Source organism: Halorientalis sp. LT38 (assembly GCF_037031225.1).
GTDB lineage: Archaea > Halobacteriota > Halobacteria > Halobacteriales > Haloarculaceae > Halorientalis > Halorientalis halophila.
Genome location: NZ_JAYEZN010000001.1, coordinates 1,534,446 through 1,554,237, shown reverse-complemented (window position 1 = coordinate 1,554,237; position 19,792 = coordinate 1,534,446). Strand labels below are relative to the sequence as shown.

The 19,792-nt window shown below is 68.3% G+C and carries 19 protein-coding genes; 5 read left to right on the top strand and 14 right to left on the bottom strand.

Annotated features, from left to right (window positions below):
• Positions 1-44 precede the first annotated feature (44 nt).
• Positions 45-1,196, bottom strand: coding sequence for an acyl-CoA dehydrogenase family protein (locus tag U5918_RS07955; protein WP_336000725.1), 1,152 nt, complete (start codon positions 1,194-1,196; stop codon positions 45-47).
• A gap of 119 nt (positions 1,197-1,315) precedes the next feature.
• Here U5918_RS07955 and U5918_RS07950 point away from each other — a divergent pair, with 119 nt between their 5' ends.
• The 3 genes from U5918_RS07950 to U5918_RS07940 are packed head-to-tail and all read left to right on the top strand — an operon-like array spanning position 1,316 to position 5,570.
• Positions 1,316-2,857, top strand: coding sequence for a class I adenylate-forming enzyme family protein (locus tag U5918_RS07950; protein WP_336000724.1), 1,542 nt, complete (start codon positions 1,316-1,318; stop codon positions 2,855-2,857).
• A 3-nt stretch (positions 2,858-2,860) separates the two neighbouring features.
• The gene (locus U5918_RS07945; RefSeq protein ID WP_336000723.1) at positions 2,861-3,868 is read left to right on the top strand and encodes an LLM class flavin-dependent oxidoreductase; all 1,008 of its coding nucleotides are present in this window, start codon (positions 2,861-2,863) and stop codon (positions 3,866-3,868) included.
• A 37-nt stretch (positions 3,869-3,905) separates the two neighbouring features.
• Positions 3,906-5,570, top strand: a complete 1,665-nt coding sequence (locus U5918_RS07940; RefSeq protein WP_336000722.1) for a class I adenylate-forming enzyme family protein — start codon at positions 3,906-3,908, stop codon at positions 5,568-5,570.
• Here U5918_RS07940 and U5918_RS07935 read toward each other — a convergent pair whose 3' ends face one another.
• The 7 genes from U5918_RS07935 to U5918_RS07905 form a co-directional block, all read right to left on the bottom strand.
• On the bottom strand, positions 5,571-6,287 hold the full coding sequence (locus U5918_RS07935; RefSeq protein WP_336000721.1) for an ABC transporter ATP-binding protein: 717 nt from the start codon (positions 6,285-6,287) through the stop codon (positions 5,571-5,573).
• Positions 6,284-7,033 (bottom strand): ABC transporter ATP-binding protein, encoded by a 750-nt coding sequence (locus U5918_RS07930; protein WP_336000720.1) that lies wholly within the window; start codon positions 7,031-7,033, stop codon positions 6,284-6,286. Before U5918_RS07930 ends, U5918_RS07935 begins: the two co-directional genes overlap by 4 nt.
• Entirely contained in the window at positions 7,026-8,084 is a 1,059-nt protein-coding gene (locus U5918_RS07925) for a branched-chain amino acid ABC transporter permease (RefSeq protein ID WP_336000719.1), read from the bottom strand. The genes U5918_RS07930 and U5918_RS07925 overlap by 8 nt, the downstream gene beginning before the upstream one ends.
• Positions 8,081-8,953, bottom strand: a complete 873-nt coding sequence (locus tag U5918_RS07920) for a branched-chain amino acid ABC transporter permease (RefSeq protein WP_336000718.1) — start codon at positions 8,951-8,953, stop codon at positions 8,081-8,083. The genes U5918_RS07925 and U5918_RS07920 overlap by 4 nt, the downstream gene beginning before the upstream one ends.
• 81 nt (positions 8,954-9,034) lie before the next feature.
• A complete protein-coding gene (locus tag U5918_RS07915; RefSeq protein WP_336000717.1) occupies positions 9,035-10,264 on the bottom strand; it encodes an ABC transporter substrate-binding protein in 1,230 nt (409 codons plus the stop codon).
• Positions 10,265-10,431: 167 nt separating this feature from the next.
• Entirely contained in the window at positions 10,432-11,358 is a 927-nt protein-coding gene (locus U5918_RS07910; protein ID WP_336000716.1) for a TIGR03619 family F420-dependent LLM class oxidoreductase, read from the bottom strand.
• Positions 11,348-12,517, bottom strand: coding sequence for an acyl-CoA dehydrogenase family protein (locus tag U5918_RS07905; RefSeq protein ID WP_336000715.1), 1,170 nt, complete (start codon positions 12,515-12,517; stop codon positions 11,348-11,350). Before U5918_RS07905 ends, U5918_RS07910 begins: the two co-directional genes overlap by 11 nt.
• A 211-nt stretch (positions 12,518-12,728) precedes the next feature.
• Between U5918_RS07905 and U5918_RS07900 the strand changes: the two genes are divergently transcribed.
• The gene (locus U5918_RS07900; RefSeq protein WP_336000713.1) at positions 12,729-13,862 is read left to right on the top strand and encodes an acyl-CoA dehydrogenase family protein; all 1,134 of its coding nucleotides are present in this window, start codon (positions 12,729-12,731) and stop codon (positions 13,860-13,862) included.
• A gap of 27 nt (positions 13,863-13,889) precedes the next feature.
• On the opposite strand, the gene U5918_RS07895 is transcribed toward U5918_RS07900, so the two are convergent.
• The 6 genes from U5918_RS07895 to U5918_RS07870 all read right to left on the bottom strand — a co-directional run bounded on the left by U5918_RS07895 (position 13,890) and on the right by U5918_RS07870 (position 19,038).
• Complete coding sequence (locus U5918_RS07895; RefSeq protein ID WP_336000711.1) at positions 13,890-14,669, bottom strand: enoyl-CoA hydratase/isomerase family protein; 780 nt, start codon at positions 14,667-14,669, stop codon at positions 13,890-13,892.
• A gap of 92 nt (positions 14,670-14,761) precedes the next feature.
• Entirely contained in the window at positions 14,762-15,925 is a 1,164-nt protein-coding gene (locus tag U5918_RS07890) for a thiolase family protein (RefSeq protein WP_336000710.1), read from the bottom strand.
• Positions 15,922-16,320, bottom strand: coding sequence for a Zn-ribbon domain-containing OB-fold protein (locus U5918_RS07885; protein ID WP_336000709.1), 399 nt, complete (start codon positions 16,318-16,320; stop codon positions 15,922-15,924). The genes U5918_RS07890 and U5918_RS07885 overlap by 4 nt, the downstream gene beginning before the upstream one ends.
• Before the next feature lie 6 nt (positions 16,321-16,326).
• Positions 16,327-17,298, bottom strand: a complete 972-nt coding sequence (locus U5918_RS07880; protein WP_336000708.1) for a hypothetical protein — start codon at positions 17,296-17,298, stop codon at positions 16,327-16,329.
• 79 nt (positions 17,299-17,377) lie between these two features.
• Positions 17,378-18,169, bottom strand: a complete 792-nt coding sequence (locus tag U5918_RS07875) for a CoA-transferase (RefSeq protein WP_336000706.1) — start codon at positions 18,167-18,169, stop codon at positions 17,378-17,380.
• Positions 18,166-19,038, bottom strand: a complete 873-nt coding sequence (locus U5918_RS07870; RefSeq protein WP_336000704.1) for a CoA transferase subunit A — start codon at positions 19,036-19,038, stop codon at positions 18,166-18,168. The genes U5918_RS07875 and U5918_RS07870 overlap by 4 nt, the downstream gene beginning before the upstream one ends.
• Before the next feature lie 124 nt (positions 19,039-19,162).
• Here U5918_RS07870 and U5918_RS07865 point away from each other — a divergent pair, with 124 nt between their 5' ends.
• Positions 19,163-19,642: an Lrp/AsnC family transcriptional regulator gene (locus tag U5918_RS07865; protein ID WP_336000703.1), complete on the top strand. Its 480-nt coding sequence runs from the start codon at positions 19,163-19,165 to the stop codon at positions 19,640-19,642.
• Positions 19,643-19,792 lie beyond the last annotated feature (150 nt).

Genomic DNA, 19,792 nt, shown 5'->3' with positions numbered 1-19,792 from the left:
GGAATCGGCGATCGGCTGGCGAGAACGGGGAGCGGGGCGGTGGCTTAGTCGTACAGCGAGTTGCTGATGACGATGCGGTTGACCTCGTTGGTCCCCTCGTAGATCTGCATGCCCTTCGCGACGCGCATGTAGCGCTCGACGGGGTAGTCCTTCGAGTACCCGCGGGAGCCGTGGACCTGGACGGCCTCGACGGCGGCGTCCATCGCGACGTCCGTCGCCTTCGTCTTGGCCATGGCGGCCTCCTTGGTGACGCGCTGGCCGCGGTCGCGCTCGTTGGCGGCGTGCAGCGTCAGCATGCGGGCGGATTCGACTTCCATCGCCATGTCGGCGACCTTGAACGAGACGCCCTGGTTCGCCCGGATGGGCTCGCCGAACTGCTCGCGCTCGTCGGCGAAGTCGCGGCTCGCCTCGAAGGCGGCCTGGGCGACGCCGACGCCCTGTGCGCCCGTGCCGATCCGGCCGATGTCCAGCCCCTCCATGATGTACCGGAAGCCCTTGCCCTCCTCGCCGATCAGGTTCTCCGCCGGCACTCTGAGTCCGTCGTACTCGATTTCGCTCTCGACGGCGGCCTCGCCCTCCATGCAGGGGATGTCCCGGACCACGTCGAACCCGTCGCGGTCGTTGGGGTTCGGGATGCCGATGAGGCTGATGTCGTCGTGGGTCCCGGTGTCGCCGGTCCGGGCGGCCACGACCACGAGGTCGGCGACGGCGCCGTTGGTGGTCCAGACCTTGTGGCCGTCGATGACGTACTCGTCGCCGTCTTTCTCCGCCGTCGTGGTCATGCTCGCGGCGTCGCTGCCGGCCTCGGGCTCGGTCATCGAGAGCGCGCCGACCTGCTGGCCGGTCGCCAGCCCGCGGAGCCAGTCGTCTTTCTGCCACTCGTCGCCGAACTCGGCGATGGGGTAGCCGACCAGGCAGCTCGCACCCGAGACGGTGCCGGCCAGCAGCTTCCAGCTGCGAGCCAGTTCCTCGATGGTGATGGCAAAGGAGCGGTAGTCCTTCCCGGCGCCACCGTACTCCTCGGGGTAGGGGACGCCGTGGAAGCCGGCGTCGCCGACGGCCTCGACGATCTCGCGGGGGAATTCGCCGTTGCGCTCGTACTCCTCGACGTGCGGTTCGACCTCGGCCTCGCAGAACGCCCGGACCGCCTCGCGTTGCTCGCGATGGCGGTCCTCGAGCGTGAAGTGTGTCATCATGGTTTCCGTGCGTCCTCACCACTACCACGGATGCGGCCCCCTTAAGGGTCCCCCACGCCGCAAACCGGATCGTTCCGTAGCGACAAGGACTATAGGGAGAGCCGCCGAACTCCGCTCACATGTCGCATCCGACAGTGAGGGATCTCCTCACACAGGCCGCAGCGAGCCGGCCCGACGCCGTCGGGCTGGTCGATCCCGCGGCCGACGAGGAGGTGACGTTCGCCGCGTGGGACGAGCGCGTCACGCGGACGGCGAACGGCCTGCTAGGCGCCGGCTTCGAGCCGGGCGATCACGTCGCCGTGATGGTGAAGGACTCGGTCGAACTGCTGGTGTTGCTGTTCGCCGGCCTGGAGATCGGACTGGTCGTGACGCCGGTCAGCTACCGCGCCCCACCCGACAGACTGGACTACGTCCTCGACCACTCCGAGGCGGACGGGATCGCCGTCGACGAGTCCTGCGAGGACACCGTTGCGGAGCTGTCAGCCGACGCCCTCCCGCCGATCCAGATCGAAGTCGGGGACGTCTCGCTCCCCGAGGGACGGGCCTACGAGTCGCTGACGAACGGGTCGGCCACCACCCCCTGCATCGCCGTCGACGAGGACGACCCGGCGCTGCTGCTGTACACCTCCGGGACCACGGGCGACCCGAAGGGCGTCCGCCACACCCACCGCAACGTCGTCGACGCGGACCTGATGAGCGTCCCCTACAACCGGCTCCGCCCGAGCGACACCAGCGTCGCGCTGGGCCCGCTCTACCACATCGGCCCGCTGCTGGCGAACTTCATGCCGGCACTGCACGTCGGCGCGACGAACGTGATCCAGCGGGACTTCGACCCGAGCGTCACCCTCGACTACGTCGAAGACGAGGGCGTGACCGCGATCTGGGGCGTCCCGACCCACTTCAACGAGATCCTCTCCGAGGGGAGCATCGACGACCGGGACACGGACGGCGTGCGGATGATCCAGTACTCCGGCTCTGCGATGCCCGACGAGGTCGTCACCCGCTGTCGCGAGCAGTTCCCCGACGTCGACTTCGTCAACGCCTACGGCTCGACCGAGATCATCTTCGCGGCCTTCCTCCACCCCGAGTACCACGACGACCACCTGGGGAGCATCGGCCGCGCGGTGCCAAACGCCGAGGTCCGCCTCGTCGATCCCGAGGACCCACAGCCGACGAACGTCGTCCCGCAGGGCGAGGAAGGGGAGATACTGGCCAAGACGCCCACCTGCATGATCGACTACTACAAGGACCCCGAAAAGACCGAGGCGGCCATCGTCGACGGCTGGTACCGGACCGGCGACCTCGGCCGTCGCGGCGAGGAGGGGTTCCTCTACTTCGTCGACCGGAAGGACAACATGATCATCAGCGGCGGGGAGAACATCTACCCCGCCGAGGTCGAGGACGTCCTCCACGAACACCCCGACGTGCAGACCGGCGCGGTCGTCGGGGCCCCCGACGCCGAGTGGGGCCAGGTCGTCACCGCGTTCGTCGTCCCGAGCGACGGCGACCTCGACGCGGACGTTCTGGACGAGTACTTCCAGTCGTCGTCGGCCATCGAGGACTTCAAGCGCCCGCGCCGGTACGAGTTCCGCGACGAACTGCCACAGACAAACAGCGGGAAGATCTCGCGACAGGACCTCCGCGAGGCGGTCCAGGACTGACCAATGACAACGGACACAACCTTCGACTATCCACGCACGGGTATCGTGCTGCCTGAATACGCCGACAAGGCGGGCGACTGGCTCGTCGACTACGCCGCCGAGGCCGAAGACAGCGGCTTCGACTCCGTCTGGGTCGGCGAGGGCTGGGGGTACGGCCCCTTCCCGCTGCTCGCCCGCATCGCCGAGCGGACCGACTGCGCCCTCGGGACCTGCATCGCCAACGCCTTCTCGCGCAGTCCGATGGCGCTGGCGGGCAACGCCCTCTCGCTCCACGAGGCCACCGACGGCCAGTTCCTGCTCGGCATCGGGTCGAGCACACCCCTGGTCGTCGAGAACTACCACGGCCAGGAGTTCGAGCGGCCGCTGCGCCGCATCCGCGAGACCATCGAGATCCTCGACCTGGCGCTCTCGGGCGAGCGCATCGACTACGACGGCGAGATCTTCGACCTGAGCGGGTTCGCCCTCAACCACGCCGACGGCCAGGAGGTGCCCGTCCTCAACGCGGCGCTCGGCACCACCAACATCGCCATGACGATCGACTACGCCGACGGCCTCCTCCCCCACCTCATGCCGCTGCCGGCGATCGAGGACGCCATCGACGAGGCGCGCGACCGGGCGAACACCGACCGCGACCTCCACGTCTCGGCGTCGGTCCCGACGGCGGTCAGCGACGACCCCGACGAGGCCCGCGAGATCCTCGCCCGACACGTCGCCTACTACGTCGGGTCGACCGACTACTACAACGGCGTCGTCGCCGACCACGGCTTCCCCGAGACGGCCGAAGCCATCCAGGACGCCTGGCGCGGCGGCGACAAGGCCGGCGCGGCCGAGGCCGTCACCCCGGAACTGCAGGACGCGCTCGGCATCGCCGGCACCCCCGAGCACGCCCGCGAGCGGGTCGGCGACCTGATCGACGGCGTCGTCGACACCGCCCTGATCTCCTTCCCGCAGGGGGCGACCGACGAGATGTTCGAGTCCACCCTCGAGGCGCTGCCACCCGAGGCGGAGTAACCGTTATGCAGGCGGCACACGCGATTTAGAGCGAACCATGAAACAGGGATACGACACCAGCACCATCAGCTGGACCGACGGCATCGTCCACCACGACCCCGACGCCTTCGGCCTCGAACGCGAGGCCGACGGGGCCCTCGCCTACCCCGACCGGCCGGCGAACGTCCCGGCGCTGTTCGACGCGGCGCTCGACCGCGCCCCCGACCGCGAGGCGTTCGTCTACCCGGAGTACGACCGCACCGACACCTACCGCGAGTTCGACGACCGCGTCGACCGACTCGCCGCCGGCCTCGCCGCCGACGGCGTCGGCGAGGGGGACATCGTGAGCGCGCTGCTGAGCAATCGCCCCGCGTTCGTCGAGACGTTCTTCGCCTGCGCCCGCCTCGGCGCGACGGTCGCGCCGATCAACACCCGCGTCTCCTCGCGGGAGCTCTCGCCGCTGCTCGCGGACGCGGACCCGGCGGTCCTGATCACCGAGCGCGAGCTGGCCGAGAACGTCGACGACGCCGACTACGACCCCGATCCGTCGTCGTACTACGTCGTCGACGCGCCGGCCGACGGCCCCGGCCAGTCCTACGAGTCGCTGTTCGAGACGGGCGCCGACCCGCCGCGGGCCGACCCCGACGAGGGCGAGACCTGCACGATCATGTACACGTCCGGGACGACCGGCCAGCCCAAGGGGTGTCTCGTCTCCCACCGGAACCTCGTCAACGGGGCGATCAACTACCACGTCTCCTTCGACACCAGCGAGGGCCTGCGGACGCTCGTGCTGGTCCCCCTGTTCCACGGGGCCGGACTCGTCTCGAACGTGTTGCACACCCTCGCGGCCACCGGGACCACCGTCGTCCTCGACGGCGCGGGCCCGGAGACCTTCCTGTCGACCGTCGAGACCCAGGACATCGAGTTCACGCTCACAGTGCCGACGACCTATGTTCTCGCGATGAAGCGGACCGAACCCGGCGAGTACGACCTCTCCTCGCTGCAGACCGCCGCCTACGGCGGCGCGCCGATGCCCGAGGAGAACGTCCGCCGGCTCCGCGACTTTTTCCCCGAGGCCGCCCTCTGTGACGCCTACGGGACGACCGAGACCACCGCCGGCCTCGTCACCATGTGCCCCGACGAGTACTCCGACGACTACGCCTCGACGATCGGCCTCCCGGCGCCGCCGATAGAACTCGCCGTCGTCGACGACGAGCGCGAACCGCTGGGCCCCGACGAGGTGGGCGAACTGGCCATCCGCGGCCCCATCGTCGTCGACGGCTACCGCAACCGCCCCGAGGCGACCGCCGAGGCCTTCGCCGACGGCTGGCACTACACGGGCGACCTCGCGACGATCGACCCCGACGGGTTCGTCTCCCTCAAGGGCAGAAGTAGAGACAAGATCGTCCGCGGCGGCGAGAACATCTACGTCCTCGACGTCGAGGAGGTGCTGACGGGCCACGAGAAAGTCCTCGAGTGCTCCGTGACGGGCTTCCCCGACGAAGTGCTGGGCGAGCGGGTGCTGGCCGCGGTCGTCCCGAAGCCGGGCGAACGCCTCACCGAGGAGGAACTGGTCGAGCACGCCCGGACGCGCCTCGCCGACTACAAGATCCCGGAGGTGTTCCGGATCGTCGACGACCTGCCGAAGAATCCCGGCGGCAAAGTGCTCAAAAAGGAACTGGTTCCCGAGCCGCTGCGGCACGGGATCCAGGCCGGCGAGTAGCTAGTCGTCGACGCCGACGGCCGCGACCGAGAGGTACTTGCTGATGACGTCCTCGCTCTCCTGCAGCGTCTCGACGTCGCCTTCCCACGTGACCTCGCCCTTGCTGAGGATGTAGGCTCGCTCGGCCAGGTCGAAGGCGAACTCCGTGTTCTGTTCGGTCAACAGCACCGTGATCCCGGTGTCGAGCACGTCCTCGAGCAGCGACTTCAGGTCGGCGACGATGTTCGGCGCCAGCCCCTCGCTGGGTTCGTCCAGCAGGAGGAGATCGGGGTCGGTCACCAGTGCGCGGGCGATGGTGAGCATCTGCTGCTGGCCACCGCTGAGCTGGCCGGCGAGTTGCGTTCGGTGCTCCCGTAGCGCCGGGAACACGTCGTAGACGCGCTCGCGGTCCCACTCGCCCCCTTTGGCCATCACGACCTCGATGTTGTCGTCGACGGAGAGTTCGGGAAACACGCGGCGCTCCTCGGGCACCAGCCCGATGCCGCGGCGGGCGATCTGGTACGGCTCCATGCCGTCGACCCGTTCGCCCTTGAACTCGATGCGCCCCTCGCGGGGCGGGGTCATCCCGATGATGCTCCGCAGCGTGGTGGTCTTGCCGGCGCCGTTCCGGCCGAGCAGGGCGACGCTCTCGCCCTCCGCGACGTCGAGCGAGACGCCGTGGAGCACGTGGCTCTGCCCGTAGTACGTGTGGATGTCGTCGACAGTGAGGATGCTCATGCTTCACCTCCGAGGTAGGCGCTCTGCACGCGCTCGTTCTGCCGGATGTCCTCCGGGGTGCCGTCAGCGATGATCGCGCCGCGGTCGAGGACGAGGATCCGCGTCGCGATCGAGAAGATGATGTCGATGTCGTGTTCGGTCATGAAGAAGGATCGGTTCGTCTCCTCGTTGAGCTCCTCGATCAGCTCGACCATCTTCTCGGTCTCGGTGGGGTTCATCCCCGCCGTCGGCTCGTCGAGCAGGATGAGGTTGGGATCGGTCGCCAGCGCGACGCCGATCTCGACGCGGCGCTTGTCCCCATAGGACAGCGCCGCGCACTCTGCGTTCTCGATGTCGCCCAGGCCGACCAGGTCGAGCACCCGGTCGGTCTCGGACTCGATCTCCTCGGTGGTGGACCCGAGCAGGTTCCAGCGCTGGTTCGACCGCGCGATGATCGGCGCGCGGATGTTGCGACGGACGCTCAGCCCCTCGAAGACGTTCGTCACCTGGTAGGAGCGGCCCAGGCCGCGCTGGACGCGCTCGTGCGGTTCGAGGCCGGTCACGTCCTCGCCCATGAACCGGACCGTGCCGCTCGTCGGCGAGAGGGTCCCGGTCATGAGGTTGTACATGGTGGTCTTGCCGGCGCCGTTCGGCCCGATCAGGGCCGTCAGGTCGTCGGCGTCGACCGACCGGGTCACGTCGTCGACCGCGGTCAGTTCACCGAAGCGTTTCGTCAGACCGTCGAGTTCGAGCAGTGGCTCACTCATGGGCATCCTCCTCCGTGGTCGGGGACTCCCGCCCCAGCAGTCCGGCGATGGACTCACGGACGCTGACGGTCCCACCGCTGTCGCCCCGCAGGATCCCGACGAGGCCGTTGGGGAAGAAGAGGACGATGGGGACGATCAGCAGTCCGAGCCCGAACTGCCAGTGTTCGGTGATGTTCGAGAGCGCCTGTTCGAGGCCGACGAACATCACCGCGCCGATGATCGGGCCGACGAACGCGCTGGGGCCGCCCAGCAGCGTCATCATCACCGGTTCGGCGCTCATCGACCAGTGCAGGGTGTGTGGCGTCACGATGAACGTCCGCACGGCGAACAGGGTTCCCGCGAGGCCGGCGAAGAGCCCCGCGATGACGAAGGACGACAGCTGGTAGCGCTTGACCGGAATACCGATCATCGTCGCGCGTTCGGGGTTCTCGCGGATCGAGAGGAGCAACTCGCCGTACGGCGAGTTGACCAGCCGCCAGAGCAGGACGATGGAGCCGGCCAGCAGGGCCAGCGTCAGGAAGTAGAACGTCCCGGTGTCGACCAGGTTGACGGAGAACCCGGCGAGTTCGATCGGTGCGACCAGGACCGTGAGTCCGTCGGAGCCGCCGGTGACGTCGTTCCAGGTGAACACCGTCTCGTAGAGCATCATACTCAGCGCCAGCGTCAGGATGGCGAAGTAGATGTCGCCCCGCTGGACGCAGAGGAACCCGATCACGAGTGCCACGACGCCCGACGCGAGGACGGCGAGCACCAGCGCCGGCACGAACGACTCGAAGACGCCCGGTATGAAGCCCAGTTCGCCGTCGAGCGCCAGCGCGAGCACGTATGCACCAGTCCCGAAGTACGCGGCGTGACCGAAGGACAGCATCCCGGTGTAGCCAAAGAGCAGGTTGAAGCTCATCGCGAACAGCGCCAGGACCATCGCCGAGATGACGAGGCCGAGGTAGAACTCGGAGAGGAGCCCGGTGAAGGGAAGCACGAGCATGACCAGCCCGGCGACCAGGCCGATCGAGGCGGTGCGCGAGTCGGTGAGGCGGTCGAGTGCGTTCATGCGGCCACCTCCTTCCCGAACAGGCCCGCGGGCCTCGTCAGCAGGACGATCGCGACGAGGACGAACGGGATGATCGGCTGCAGCGAGGGGAGATAGAGGAAGGCCAGCGAGTTGACGACGCCGATCAGTAGCGCCCCGACGAACGCCCCGCTAAAGGAGCCCAGGCCGCCGATCACGACGATGATGAACGACTCGATGATGATGCTCTCACCGAGGGTCGGCTGGATCGACTGGTACGGCGCCGCGAGCGCGCCGCCGAGGCCTGCGAGCAGGCTCCCGACGAGGAAGGTGCCGGTGAACACGAGGGGCACGTTCACGCCCAGCGCGTTCGCGATCCCGCGGTCCTGCGAGGACGCGCGGACGATCTTCCCGACGCGGGTGCGCTCGAACACCAGCCACATCACGAGCGCCGCGATCGCGCCCACGATGATGAGGAAGATGTTGTAGAACGGGTAGCCGCTGCCGAACAGTTCGATCTGGAAGCGCAGCAGTTCCGGGGGGTTCACGGAGCGGAAGTTCGTGCCCCAGAGGATGCGCGCCCCGTTGTCGATGATCAGAACGAGCCCGAAGGTGAGCAGCAACTGGAACTCGTGGTCCTGGTCGTACACCGGCCGGATGACGAACCGCTCCATCACGACGCCGACCAGCGCGACCAGCATCGGTGCGATGAGCAGGGCGAGCCAGAAGGCGCCGGGAATCCCGGCGAGGACGCCGTTCGCACTCACCAGGAAGTACGTGAAGTACGCCCCGAGCATGTACAGCGACCCGTGCGCGAAGTTCAACACGTCGAGGACGCCGAAGATGAGCGTCAGGCCGACGGCCGCCAGAAACAGCAACATCCCGTTGGCGATGCCGCTGATGATTGCCAATGCGATACTATCGAGGGCTACCATGGTGTCGGTTTCATACTGAAATAGGGTGGTTGGTGCCGTCGGCGGCGGTCGCCGGGATCAGAGGTCGCAGTTCGGTTCGGGCGTAACGCTCTGGCCGTCGACGGGAACCATCTCGGTGAAGCCGTAGAAGTCCAGATCGTCGACCGGACCGACGCGGCCCGTCCAGATGCTGTCGTCGATGACCTGGTGATCGGCGGCGCGCATCTTCTTGGTCCCCTCGGGGGCGTCCCACTCGAGTCCCTCCAGCCCGCTGACGAGGTCGTCGGTGCTCGTCCCGCCGCTTTCGTTCGCGGCCTCGAGGACGCCGTAGACGCCGGCGTAGGTCTCCTGGCCGACGTTGACCGGGAGCTCGTCGTACTCGTCGCGCCAGGCCTGCACGAAGTCTTTGTTCAGTTGGGTGTCGGGATACTGGAAGAAGTACCGGTCGACGGAGATCATCTCCTTCATGTCCGCGCCCATGCTGATCGAGACGTCAGTGATGGCCCCGCTGCCCGCGACGAAGTCGGGGATCTGTTCGAAGAAGTCGAACCCGTCGGCCTGCTGGATGAACGTGATCAGGTCGCCGGCCCACATCGACGTGTAGACGATGTCCGGCTCTGCGTTGAGCGTCTCCTGGATCTCGTTCTGGTAGTCGCCCTTCCCGAAGGCCGGGAACGTCTCGTTGACGATCTCGGCGCCCGAATCCTCCATCGCCGACCGGTAGACCTCCCAGGTCTGCTTGCCGAACGTGTAGTCCGGCAGGATGCCGGCCACGGTCGTCCCGTCGGACAACTCGTTCGTCGTCTGGGCCAGCGCGGTCGTCAGCTGGTCCAGGTTCGACGCCGTCCGGAAGGTGACCCGGTTGCAGTCGCCCGTGGTGATGTCCGGCGTCTGCGCGATGGTCGCCACCATGAGGGTGTCCTGCGTGTTGGCGAACTCGGAGACGGCCTTGGCCACCGAACTGCTCCCGAAGCCCATCAGGACGTCGATGTCCTCCTGCTGGACGAGTTCCCGGGCCCGCGTGACGCCCGTCTCCGGTGAACTCTGCGTGTCGGCGTGGGTCATCTCGATCTCGATGTCGCTGTCGGACTCGTTGATCTGCTTCGCCGCGAGGTCGGCCCCGTCCCGTGACGGCTCACCGATCGTCGCGAACGGTCCGGACAGCGCGGCGAGGTGCCCGACGCTGATCGTGTCGCCACCGCCGCCGCCGTTGCCCTGATTCCCGCTACACCCTGCCAGACTGGTCATCGCTCCAACACCGACAACGCCGGCGCCCTTCAGCACGTCTCTGCGTCTATGGGATGACATGCGCCATCATAGGCTCATAACCGATTTAAAGGTATGCACCACTGCAACTACACGGTGGAGAGCCCTTCTCGCCCGGAAATTCGACGGGAAACGCAAAAATTGCCGGGCGTACCACGGGGCCGAACAGGTTCGGGAGTCGACGCCCGGCGAATCGGACGTTCGCCCGCTCAGAAGGCGTCGACGACGCCGTCGGCGAACCGCTCGACCTGTTCGACCTGTTCGTCGATGTCGGTCGTGTAGAAGTCGATCACGATCCGGGTGGTTCCGGCGTCGACGTACTCCTCGACGTCGGCGGCGATCTCCGCTGGCTCGCCCACCAGCGGTTTCTCCGAGTCGCGCTCTGTGTCCTGGCCGACTTCGGTGGCTCGGATGACCGCCACTTCGGGCTCGCCCTCGCGCTCGAAGTCGGTCCAGGCGTTCATGAGCCGTTCTCTCCCTTTGGCGATGTCGTCGGGTCGGTCCCAGAAGATGGTCCAGCCGTCGCCGAACTGGGCCGTCCGCCGGAAGGACGCGCCCGATTTCCCGCCCAGCCAGATGGTCGGCCCGTCGTCCTCGGGCGTCGGGTAGAAGCCGGTCTCCTGGAAGGAGTGGTGGGGGCCGTCGAAGGAGAGTTGCCCCTCCTCACAGGCGCGGGTGAAGATCTCGAGGAACTCGTCGGTCCGGCTGCCTCGCTCCTCGAAGGGGACGTCGAGCACCTCGAACTCCGTCTCCATCCAGCCCGGTGCGACGCCGAAGTCGAAGCGGCCGTCGGACAGCGCCTCGACGGTCAGGGCGTTGCGAGCCAGGACGACCGGGTGGCGGTAGGGGACGATGCAGGTGTTGGTCCCCAGGTCGACGGAGTCGGTGACCCCCGCCAGGTGCGAGAGGACGCCGAAGACGTCGTAGGTGTCCTGCGTGACGTGGAAGGGCGACTCGCCGCTGGGCGAGAAGGGGTACTCGTCGGGGATCTCCGCCGGGAACGAGATGTGGTCGCCCGCCCACACGGAGTCGAAGCCGGCGTCCTCGGCGGTCGTGGCGACCCGGCGGAACGCCTCCGGGGTGGCGTGATCCCCGAACGTCGACAGCATGACGCCGAAGTCGATCTCAGAGCTCATCGAAGAGCACCTTCCCGATCGTGTTGCGCTGGATCTCGCTCGTACCCTCGTAGATGGTGCCGGCCTTCACGTCGCGGTAGAAGTGTTCGACCACCTCGTCGGTGCCGTAGCCGGCCCCGCCGAAGATCTGGACGGCCTCCTCGGCGACGTCGCAGGCGATCTCCGTGGCGTAGAGCTTGGCGATGCTGGCCTGCTCGATCAGGCTCTCCTCGACCTCGCCGCCGGCCTCGGACTCGTCGATGGCCCGCGCCGCGCGGTAGACCTGCGAGTTGGCCACCTCGATCTGCTTTCGCATGTCCGCCAGTTTCCAGCGCATCCCCTGGTAGTCGCCGATGCGCTGCCCGCCCTGTTCGCGGTCCTTGGCCCTGGCCAGCGCGCGGTCGAAGGCCCCCTCGGCCATCCCGAGGTGGGCGGCGGCGATGTCGACCCGGCCGTGTTCGAGCCAGTCGAGCGCGTGGTAGAACCCCTTGCCCTCCTCCTCGCCGAGCAGGTTCTCCTGGGGGACGCGCACGTCGTCGTAGGTCATGCGGGCGTGTTCGGCGGCGTCCAGTCCGAGCTTCTCCCGCTCTTCGGCCTCGTAGCCGTCGGCGTCCGTCGGGACGACGATCAGGCTCAGCCCGCGGTGGGGTTTCTCCGGGTTCGGGTCGGTGCGACAGAGCGTCGCGACCCAGTCACCGCTGACGCCGTTTGCGATCCAGTCTTTCTGGCCGTTGATGACGTACTCGTCGCCGTCTTTCTCGGCCGTCGTCGTCGTCTCGGCCAGCGCCGACCCGGAGTCGGGTTCGGTCAGACCGATGGCCGTCGTCATCTCGCCGCGGGTGACCGGTTCGAGCCAGCGTTCTTTCTGCTCGTGGGTGCCCAGCGCGGACATGGCGTGACAGCCCGTCATCGAGCCGTGGAGGGCGATGCCGACCGAGGAGTCCGCGCGGCAGAACTCCTGTGCCACGAGACACTGCTCGACGAGCGAGGCGTCCTGGCCGCCGTACTCCTCCTCGAAGGGCAGGCCGATGAGTCCCTCGTCGGCGGCCTTCCGGTAGACCTCCCAGGGCCACTCGCCGGACTCGACGTGGTCCATCGCGACCGGCTTCACGTGCTCCTCCCCGAACGCCCGCGTGCGGTCGCGGAGTGTGCGCTCCTCGTCGGACAGATTGACCGTCATACCCCGAGGGTCCGTCGGTGCGGAGATAAAAGTTCGTACCACGGCACCCGTCCGGCCGTCTCGGAGATCACGGAGGACACCGAAAACGAGCGGTAGAGGCCAGTCAGCTGCCGACCGGAGATCGGTCGTTCGGACCACGCGATCACCCGGTGATCGCCCGCCGGCTTTCCGGCCGGGGAAGGTTTACGGTCCAGTTCCCCCAATCTGGGGTATGCTCTCGCTCTCTGCGGAACAGGAGATGCTGGTGTCGTCGCTCGCCGATCTGGCCGAGGCCGAGTTCGCCGCGGACGCGTTCTCGTGGCACGAAGCGCCCTGGCCCAACGTCGAACTGCTCGCCGATCGCGGCTTCCTCGGGATCAACATCGCCGAGGAGTACGGCGGCGGCGGGATGGGCGAACTCGACGCCATGCTCAGCATCGAGGCGGTCGGTCGGGTCTGCCCCGACACCGCCGAGTTCCTCTACAACCAGCAGATGGTCGCGCCCCGCGCCATCGAGATGTTCGGAACCGACGAGGCCAAAGAGCAGTACCTTCCCCCTGTGACTGCCGGCGAGGACGCCATCTGTATCGCCATCTCCGAGCCCGAATCCGGGTCGGACGTCGGGTCGATGCGCACCGAGGTCACCGAAGACGACGGCGATCTGATCCTCAACGGCGAGAAGATCTGGGTCAGCCACGTCAAGGCCGCGAGCGCCGCGCTCGTCTGGACGCAGTTCCCCGAGGGCCTGGGCTCGGTCCTCGTCGAGTTCGACTGGGACGGCGTCGAGATCGAACAGCACTACACGAACATGGCCGGTCACGAGCAGACCCACTTCCGGATGGAGGACGTGACCGTCCCCGAGGCGAACGTCGTCACCCGTGGGAAGGAAGGGTTCAAACAGCAGTTGAAGGCGCTCAACTGGGAACGACTCGGGAGCGCGACGGTCGCGAACGCCTGGAGCCGGTGTGCGCTGGACAAGGCCCTCGATTACGCCCAGCAGCGCGAGCAGTTCGACCAGCCCATCGGGGACTTCCAGGGGATCGAGTGGAAACTCGCCGACATGGCAAAGCAACTGGAGTCCGCGCGGGCGCTGACCTACCGGGCGGCCGTCAACGCCGAACAGCAGGGTCGCATCCCCGACCGGCTGGACGCCTCGCTCGCCAAACTCCTCGCCTCCGAGACCGTCGAGGAGGTCACCAGCGAGTCGCTCCAGATCTTCGGCGCGAACGGCTACCAGCAGGGCCACCCGCTGGAGAACCTCTACCGCCGCGCCCGTGGCCGCCGACTGGCCGCTGGCACCGACGAGATCCAGAAGAACCAGATCGCCGCGGAACTCAAGAAGAACGGGATTCCGGACCTGGTCTGAGCGGCCGACCGTTTCGTCCTCTTCTTCCTAGCTGTAGTCCCGATCGTATGACGGCTCGCGTTTCTCGTTGAAGGCGGCGACGGCCTCGTGGTGTTCGGGGTCGTTGACGCAGTCCCACTGGTACTCGATGGCTCGCTCGCAGTAGTCCTCGAAGCCCTGCTCGGAGTCGACCAGGTCGTTCGTCCGCTGGACGGCGGTCGCGGGCAGGCCCAGGAGTTCGTCGGCCAGGTCGTGGGCGGCCTCGAGGGGGTCCTCGGCCTCCTCGACGGCGAGGCCGAGGTCGACGGCGTCCTCGGGTTCGATGTCGCGGCCGGTCAGGAGGTACTGCTTGGCGGCGCTCTCGCCGATCAGGCGGGGGAGCAGCCACGCGCCGCCGTCGCCGGGGATCAGGCCGACGCGGACGAACCCCTCGCGGAAGAAGGCGTCCGGGCCGACGACGCGCATGTCGCAGGCCAGCCCGAAGTCACAGCCGGCGCCGACCGCGGGGCCGTCGACGGCGGCGATGGAGGGTTTCGACGACGCGCGGAGCTGTCGGACGACGTTCTGGACGCCCCAGAGGTAGCCGGCGTAGTCCTCTTTGGCCTGTTCGTCCCAGGCGGGCATGTCCGTCGTATCGGCGCCGGCGCAGAAGCTCCCCTCGGCCCCGGTCAGGACGATGGCGTAGACGCCGTCGTCCTCGCGAGCGTCCCGGATCGCGGCGTTGAGCTCCAGGATCGTCTGCTCCCGGAAGGCGTTGAGCACGTCCGGGCGGTCGATGGTGATGGTCGCGGTGCCCTCGTCGGTCTCGTAGCGTACGTCCTCGTACATCTCTGTCGAGAGGACGGACGCGCGGCACTTCAGTCTGCGCACCGCCGCAACACCGGGGTGTCCCGGCACTCGGAAAAAAGGGGGAGACGGCGTCAGTGCTGCTCGGTCGAGACGACGGTGACGTTGCTCACGGCCAGCGAGCCGGCGAGGTTGTGCTGGAGGCCGACGTCCGGGTCGTCGACCTGGCGCTCGCCGCACTCGCCGCGCAGTTGCCAGACGAGTTCGCAGATCTGGGCGACGCCGGTCGCGCCGATCGGGTGGCCCTTGGCCTTCAGGCCGCCGGAGGGGTTGACGGGCAGTTCGCCGTCGAGACGGGTCGCGCCGCTCGCGACGAACGGGCCGCCCTCGCCCTTCTCGCAGAAGCCGAGATCCTCCATGTTGAGCAACTCGGTGAAGGTGAAACAGTCGTGCTGCTCGACGACGTCCACGTCGTCGGGGCCGAGGTCGGCCATCTCGTAGGCCTGGCTGGCGGCCGCGACGGTCGGGTCGGCCTCCAGGTAGTCGTCGCGCTTGGTCATGTCGTATGGGACTGTGCTGTTGCCGGTCCCGCGGATCCAGACGGGTTCGTCGGCGTAGGAGTCGGCGACGTCCTCGCTCGCGAGGACGAGACACGCCGCGCCGTCGGTCTGGGGCGAGCAGTCGTAGAGGCCGAAGGGGTAGGAAACGTAGGGCGCCTCCAGGACGGACTCGGCGTCGACCTCGAAGTCGAAGTGCGAGTACTCACAGAGGGTCCCGTTGTGGTGGTTCTTGACGGCCACCTCGGCCATCTGCTCGCGGGTGGTGCCGTACTCCTGCATGTGCCGCTGGGCGTACATGGCGAAGAAGGCCGGCGCGGTCATCCCGCGGGTCGTCGGCCGGTTCGTCACCGTCTTCATGAACTCGTCGGTGGGCTTGTCCCGCATCTTCTCGCCCCCGACGACGACGGCGACGTCGGCCTGGCCGGCCTGGACCGCTGCGGCGGCGTTGCGCACCGCGTCGCTGCCGGTGGCGCAGGCGTTCTCGACGCGCGTGATCGGCACGCCCTGGAGGCCGGTCGCCTCGCTCAGGCGCGCGCCGGAGACGATCTCGGCGTCGTTCGAGAGCGTCCCGTAGGCGGTGCCGAGCCACGCGGCGTCGACGTCGTCGTTGTCGATCCCGTGGGCGACGTCGTCCTTGGCGTTGGCGTAGGCCCGCCCCATCATGTCGTAGTAGCCCATCTCGAAGCGCTCGCCGAAGGGGATCATCCCCGCGCCGACGACGGCGACGTCGCGGCTCACGCGGTCTCACCTCCCTCGCGGCGGAACTTGGGCTCGTAGAGCACCTGCCCGTCCTGGCGGTCGAACCGCTTCAACTCGATCGTCACCTGCTCGCCCATCTCGATCGCGTGGGGGTCGTCGACCTCGGTGAACATCCCGAGCACCTTCCCGCCCTCCGGCGTCTCGACGATGGCGATGGGCAGCGGCGTGTCGAAGGTCTCCGGGAGGATGTGCTGGACGACGTAGGTCTTGACCTCGCCGCGTCGCGAGAGGGTCACGTCCTCGAAGGCGTCGCCGCCGCAGTGGTAACACAGCTCGGCGCTGGGGTCGTTCATCCGGCCGCAGTCTGTACACTCGGCCCGCTCCAGGCCGTACTTGGTCGCCCTGTCGCGGAACTGCCGCATTGTCGTGTGCATCTGTTGTCACTCCAGTTGATCTGCGTGTTCGAGGTAATCGACGTAGTCGAGTTCGACCGTCTCGCCGTCGACCGAGGCGGCCGCCGGCGGTTCCGAGACCTCGTAGGCCAGCGCGTCGGCGGTCCCGGCGCCGTAGCCGGCGACGACGAGGCGGTCCCCCGCTGCGAGGTCGGCCAGTGCCAGCGAGCCCGCGGTGCTCGCCGCACCGAGGTCTCCGTACTCCCGGCCGAAGGCCGGCGTCGCCAGGACGCCCTCGCCGACGCCGACGGCACCGGCGAGTCGGCCGGCGAACTTGCCGTTCGGGTGGGGCAGGACGAGCGCGCCGAGGTCGTCGGCGGCCCATCCGGCGGCGTCGAGCGCGCGGTCGACGGCCTGCTCGGTCGTCTCGACGTAGCCCTTGTCGCGGGCGAAGCGGTCGTCCGCCGTCTGTCGCGTCTCGCCGCCCGGCGCCTCCCACTCGTCGAGGAGCGGGCGGGCACAGGAACCGGTCGCGACGCGTTCGAGGCCGTCACCGTCGGCTTCCACGAGGACCGCCGACGCGCCGGCGCCTGCGACCGTCTCGCGGTCGCTTCGCGGGCGCGGCGAGGGTGCCTCTGCGGCCAGGACCAGGACCGCTTCCCGTCCGCCGGCCACGGCGTCGTGGGCGGCCCGGAGTGCGGCGGTGCCCGCCCGCGAGGACTCGCCGAACGCCTGGACGTAGGTGTCGTCGTCGAGGCCGAGCGACTCCGCGAGGAAGGGCGTCACCGACCCGTACTCGTAGGCCGCGGTGGTCGTGGCGAAGAAGACGGCGTCGACGTCGGTCCGCCCGTCCAGCGCGGCCAGCCCAGCCCGCGTCGCGAGCGTCGTCGGATCGTCGTCTTTCGCCTGCACTGTTTTTTCCTGTACTCCGCTGGCACCGCCGCCCCACTGGTCGCGGATGGCGCCCGTCGGTATCCGGTATCGCGGGAGAGAGAGCTCCCTGCGCGTTACATGTGCCATTGGCTCACACGAACGGTTGGGCCGGGAGGATTAAAGCACTCCCGGCTCCGGAACGGACGGCACGCCGGGGACGGGACGGTCAGGGGCGGATCGCCGCGTAGTTGCGGTCCGCGGCCTCCGCGAGGACCTCGCGGACGACGGCCAGCTGGTCCGCATCCGGCTCCGGGGCGGTGTCGTAGTCGCCGCCCTCGATCTCCCAGCCGGTCATCTCGCGGACGTCGTCGACGCTCGCACCCGGGGCGAGTCTGGCGAGGCGGGCGCGTCCCGTCTCGTCGAACCGGAAGGTCCCCAGCGGCGTGACGAGTTTCGACGGCCCAGTTCCGGGCTCGAAGCCGGCGGCCTCCCGCGAGCCGTCGCCGTCGATGTGGCCGGGGCTGGAGACGTAGGACACCCGGTCCTGGTATCGCTCGGGGTCGGCCGAGCCACAGATCAGCGTCAGGTCCTCGGTGTGGGTCGCGATGTCGTTCGCGCCGCCCGGGCCCGGCAGCCGAACCGCCGGGTCGTCGTACTCCCCAACCACTGTCGTGTTGACGTTGCCGAAGCGGTCGACGTTCGAGACGTCGATGGCCGCCCGGTCGAGCTGGCCGGACTTGAGGAAGGTGTGCAGCGTGTCCAGCGAGTTGCCGTACATGTCCGTGTTGCCGTCGAAGGCGTTGATCTCGGTCGTGCTGGTCGGCAGCGTCTCGGAGGTGCCGCGGTAGACGATGCCGGCCTCGAAGACGGAGGTCAGGTCGGGTGCGTGGAGTTTGCGCGCCACTCGCGCGGCGACGACCGGCCAGTGAAAGCCGGTGAAGACCGTCCGCTCGTCCTCGAACTCCTGGGCCGCCGTGAACAGCAACTGCTCCCGGCGGGTCGGTGCGGCGTCGCTCACGGGGCCACCTCCGCGAACCCGCTGTCGCGAACGGCGGCGAGGTACTCCTCGCGGTCGCCGACGCCGTACACCCAGTCGTCGAGGTAGGCCTCGAAGCCCTCCCGTGAGTCGGTCACCTCGCCGTAGTGTTCGAGGTAGTCGATGTCGCGCGGATAGCGCCCGTGGACGCCCGACGGGTGGGCGCCGCCGGGCGATTCGACCACGTGGTCGACCATGAACCCCGGGAGGATCGTCTGGTCGGGCGTGTCCTGGATCTCCTCGGAGGGTACGATCTCTTCCGCCGTGACGACGAGCGTCTCCGACGCCATCGCGCCGTGTTTGATCTCGGCGCGGGCGCCCGTCAGCTGGGCGTTGCCCCGCTCGTCCGCTCGCGGGACGTGGAGCACGCCGACGTCCGGGGTCAGCGGCTCCATCACGTAGTGGGTGTCGCCGTCGAAGGAAACTTCGGTGAATTTGCCCTCGAAGGTCTGGTGCTCGAACTGGCCGGTCCCCTCGACCGGGCCGGCGGGGACGAAGGGGAGGCGGCGAGCGCCGGCGAACAGGCGCAGGACGAGGTTGCCGAGCCCGTGTTCTTCGATCTCGATGGGTCTGGGGACGCCGTCCTCGGCCGCTCGGCGGAACGCGCTCGTCGGGGCCGGGCCGACCGCGTTCCAGCAGTGGGCGATGGTAGCCGCCGAGACGCAGCCGGCGCCGATCAGTTGATCGAGCAACACGCCGCCGGAGGAGCGGATCACGTGCAGATCCGCCGGCTCCCGTCGAATCAGTTCGTGGACGGCGGCGAACGGCTGGGCGAACCCGAAGCCGCCGACGTACACCACGTCCCCGTCGCCGACCGTCCGCATCGCTTCCGACATCGTCGAGACAGCCATTGCCTCGATTTTGCCGCATCCGGTAATGACTGTTGTGGGGACGGAAACCCCCCGCCGCCTCCGCGACGGCGACGTTGCGCCCGTGACCGAAAGGTCGATGGGGCACGGTCCCGCTTGTCAGGGTATGTCACTCCAACCGGACGCCGACGAGGTCGATCGGATCATCCTGAAAGCCCTCGCGAACGGCCCCCGGACGCCGTACTCGGACATCGCCGAGCAACTGGCGGCGGAGGGCCACGAGATGTCCAGCGAGGGGGTGCGACACCGCGTCTCCAAACTGCTCGATCGGACGTCGATCTTCTTCCTGCTCGAGCCCGACGAACACGAGTGGGAGATCGTCCGGCTGGCGATCAGGGTGACCGACGATCCCGACGCGAAGGCCACCGCGCTCGAGGAGATCTCCGAGATGCCGTTCTGGCTCGTCACCCGGGGCGTCGGCACCTACGACGTTTACGCGGTCGCGTCCGCAGCCACGAACTCCCGCGTCGACGAACTCGTGACCGCGGTCACCGAACTCGAAATCGTCGAGTCGGTCGACCACTCCACGGAGACGAGCCGCCACACGAACGTCGACGATTACCTCTCGGCCGGCCAGCGCGACTAGCCCGACGCCTCGCCCCCGCCGTTTCTCTCTCCGCCGTTCCCGCCCTCGATTTCCTCGTCCTCGCTGTGTCCGAATGCCGATCCCCCAGACGGTGGCAACAGTCGAGTGAACCAACGCATATATCTCCGTCTCCGTCGAACGGACTGTCAA